The sequence below is a fragment of the Microbacterium sp. H6 genome (genome assembly GCF_003314775.1).
Classification (GTDB): domain Bacteria; phylum Actinomycetota; class Actinomycetes; order Actinomycetales; family Microbacteriaceae; genus Microbacterium; species Microbacterium oxydans.
Genome location: NZ_QOAY01000075.1, coordinates 18,766 through 22,011 on the forward strand (window position 1 = coordinate 18,766; position 3,246 = coordinate 22,011).

Annotated in this window: 4 protein-coding genes; 3 read left to right on the top strand and 1 reads right to left on the bottom strand. The window is 69.5% G+C overall.

Annotated features, from left to right (window positions below; translation table 11 throughout):
* Nucleotides 1-336: hypothetical protein (locus DSP71_RS21985; RefSeq protein WP_220151079.1), on the bottom strand; the 336-nt coding region annotated here is incomplete at its 3' end.
* 41 nt (nt 337-377) lie between these two features.
* Between DSP71_RS21985 and DSP71_RS05495 the strand changes: the two genes are divergently transcribed.
* The 3 genes from DSP71_RS05495 to xylB all read left to right on the top strand — a co-directional run.
* The gene (locus tag DSP71_RS05495; protein WP_113680580.1) at nt 378-1,076 is read left to right on the top strand and encodes an alpha/beta hydrolase; all 699 of its coding nucleotides are present in this window, start codon (nt 378-380) and stop codon (nt 1,074-1,076) included.
* A gap of 187 nt (nt 1,077-1,263) precedes the next feature.
* Nucleotides 1,264-1,839, top strand: coding sequence for a glucose-6-phosphate isomerase family protein (locus DSP71_RS05500; RefSeq protein ID WP_046747538.1), 576 nt, complete (start codon nt 1,264-1,266; stop codon nt 1,837-1,839).
* An 8-nt stretch (nt 1,840-1,847) separates the two neighbouring features.
* A partial coding sequence (gene xylB / locus DSP71_RS05505) for a xylulokinase (protein ID WP_258546279.1) occupies nt 1,848-3,246 on the top strand: 1,399 nt, incomplete at its 3' end.

Genomic DNA, 3,246 nt, shown 5'->3' on the forward strand with positions numbered 1-3,246 from the left:
CGCGAGCCCCTGACGGACCAGCACGAAATCACGGGGCTCGAGCACGATCGGCATCGCCTGACCGTCGACCCGGACGATCAGCCGCGAGTCGACGGCGAAGTGCACTCGAGTGACGCCCGAGGGGATGTCCACGTGGAAAGGAGCGGGCGGCGCGTAGAGCATCGCGTCCCGCCCGTCCAGGCGAGCGTGCAGGAGTGCTTCCGAGAGCGCGTCCACGGCATGATCGGCAGTCGATGCAGGATCGGCATGTTTTCGCAGGTCATCAGTCATGGTTTTTGCCCCAGAGTCCAACCTACTCTCTTCTTGGTTCCAGACCAGGAACCAACCGAAGGTCACGCGCGCACTGCACGAGCGACCGCGAAAGACAGGAGACGAACATGTCCGACAAGCCCGCCATCGTCCTGGTCCACGGCTTCTGGGGAGGGGCAGCTCACTGGGGTCCCCTGATCCTCGAACTCCGTCGCCGCGGCTACGACGATCTGCACGCGGTCGAGAACCCGCTCACCTCCCTCGCCGACGACGCAGAGCGCACGCAGAAGATGGTCCGTCAGATCGACGGCCCCGTCCTCCTCGTCGGGCACTCCTACGGCGGCGCCGTCATCACGGAGGCCGGCGACCTGCCCAACGTGGTGGGCCTCGTCTACGTGGCGGCGTTCGCCCCCGACGCCGGCGAGAGCGCAGGGCAGATCACTCAGGAGAACCCACCGGCCGCGGTCGACGCCATCGCCCCCGACTCGGACGGCTATCTGTGGATCGCACAGGACCGCTTCCACGAGAGCTTCGCCCAGGACCTCTCCGCCGACGACGCGCTGGTCATGGCCGTCACCCAGAAGGCCCCCCTGGGGTCGACGTTCGGTGACACCGTGACGACGCCCGCATGGAAGGCGAAGCCCACCTGGTACCAGGTCTCGACCGCCGACCGGATGATCAATCCCGACAACGAACGACGCATGGCGACGCGCATGAACCCGCGTCAGGTCGTCGAGCTCGACGCCAGCCACGCCTCGCTGGCCTCGCAGCCGGCGGCGATCGCCGACCTCATCGATGCTGCGGTCGCGGGGTCGGGCGCGAGCTGACCCGAGTACAGGGCGGGCTCTCCGCGGTGTGCCGTGCACCGGACCGGGGAGCCCGTCGCTGCGCGCGCGCTCATCCTCATCGCGTGCGAGGGTGCAACCCGCTCTGGACGCCACCTGTCATAACAGGTAGGGTGAACCTGTCATTACAGGTTGCGCAGCGTCGCAGCACCCGTTACGAGGAGCACCGATGCCCGAGTTCCACGCCCCGCCGATCTCCCCCCTGGCGATCGCCTTCGACGCCGAGAAGCTCACGCTCTCGCCCGAAGGGCCGACTCTCACCCGGCGGATGTCCGACCTCGAAGGGCTCTTCCTCGACGCAGAGGCCTGGGCAACGGCATCAGCCGGCGAGAACCCCGTGGTCTACACCGTGGTCAGCTCCCCCGTGCCCGAGGTCGACCGCGAGCTGCCCCAGTCGATCACCACGATCATGCCCGGGGACACGAGCGGAGAGCTCTGGATGACCAAGGGCCACCAGCACCCGAACCATCAGGGCGAGATCTACCTGGCGCTGAAAGGTCGCGGCGGACTGCTCATGTTCGACGGCGAGCGCACCGAATGGCTCGACATGCTCCCTGGCACGATCGGCTACATCCCGCCTGGGTGGGCGCACCGCTCGGTGAACACCGGCGACGAGCCGTACTCCTTCCTCGCGGTGTACCCGGGTGGAGCGGGCCACGACTACGGCTGGGTGCTGGAGCACGGGATGGGTTCGCGGGCTTACCGGTCGCCCGAGGGCGTCGAGCTGCGTCCGTACGCGGGATAGGCGCCGCCATGATCATCGCGCACGACCTGGGCACGACGGGGAACAAGGCCTCCCTGCACCACGACGACGGCCGGATCGTCGCCTCGGTCACCGTCGCCTACCCCGCGCACTTCGCCGCGGGCGGCGTCGCCGAGCAGAACCCGGACGACTGGTGGAACGCGGTCGTCGCCGCCACACGTGACCTGATCGCCCGCACCAGCACGCCCACGAGCGACATCGTCGGACTCGTGGTGAGCGGACAGATGATGGGCGCCGTCCTCCTCGATGCCGAGGGCGAGCCCGCGCGACCGGCGATCATCTGGGCCGACACGAGAGCCGGAGCCCAGCAGCGCGAGCTCGAGGACGCGATCGGCGCCGAACGCGCGTACGGGATCCTGGGGCACCGTCTGAACCCCACCTACTCGGTCGAGAAGATCATGTGGGTGCGCGACAACGAGCCCGACGTCTGGGCGCGCGTGCGCCGGGTCTGTGTCGCGAAGGACTTCATCGTGCTGCGCCTCACCGGGCGTCTGGCGACGGACCGTTCCGACGCGTCAGGCACCAACGCCTACGACCAGGCGGCCGGCACCTGGTCGGACGAGGTGCTGCGGGCCGCACGCCTCGACCGCGCGCTGTTCCCCGAGATCCTCGAGTCGACGCAGATCGCGGGAGCGCTGACGGATGCCGCTGCGACCTCGCTCGGGCTGCACACGGGCGTGCGTGTGGTGATGGGCGGCGGCGACGGCCCCCTGGCCGCGGTCGGATCGGGCGTGGTCGCTCCGGAGGACGGCGCCTACGTGTGCCTCGGCACCTCGTCGTGGATCTCGTTCGCAGCGGACGCTCCGCTGCACGATCCGGGAATGCGCACCTTCACGTTCGACAACGTCGTCCCCGGCTCGTTCGTGCCCACGGCGACCATGCAGGCCGGCGGTGCCTCCGTGCAGTGGATCGCCGAGGCCCTCTCCCCCGACCCCGCCCACCCGGAGACCGGACGGCTGACGGCCGAGGCCTCCGCCGATGTCGACACCGACGACCTCTACTTCCTCCCGTACCTGCTCGGTGAGCGCTCCCCGCTGTGGGACCCGGACGCCCGTGGCGCATTCGTCGGTCTCTCGCGGCACCACGGTCGGGCCCACCTCGTTCGCGCCGTGCTGGAGGGCACCGCGTTCAACCTGCTCAGCTGCATCCAGGCATTCCGCGCGTCGGGCGCCGTGATCGACCGCATCGATGCGGTCGGCGGCGGAGCGCAGAGCGACGTGTACCTGTCGGTGCTCGCCGACGTCTGGGGAGTTCCCGTTCGTCGCCGCACGATCGTCGAGGAGGCGAACAGCCTCGGAGCCGCCGTGACGGCCGCGGTCGGGCTCGGGATCACCGACTTCTCGGCAGCACGTGCCCTCAGCGAGGTCACCGCCGAGTTCGCCCCGGATG

What these genes read in the sequence shown, in the direction of transcription:
- DSP71_RS05500 (WP_046747538.1), top strand. Translation starts at nt 1,264, where the DNA reads ATGCCCGAGTTCCACGCCCCGCCGATCTCCCCCCTGGCGATCGCCTTC.
- DSP71_RS05495 (WP_113680580.1), top strand. Translation starts at nt 378, where the DNA reads ATGTCCGACAAGCCCGCCATCGTCCTGGTCCACGGCTTCTGGGGAGGG.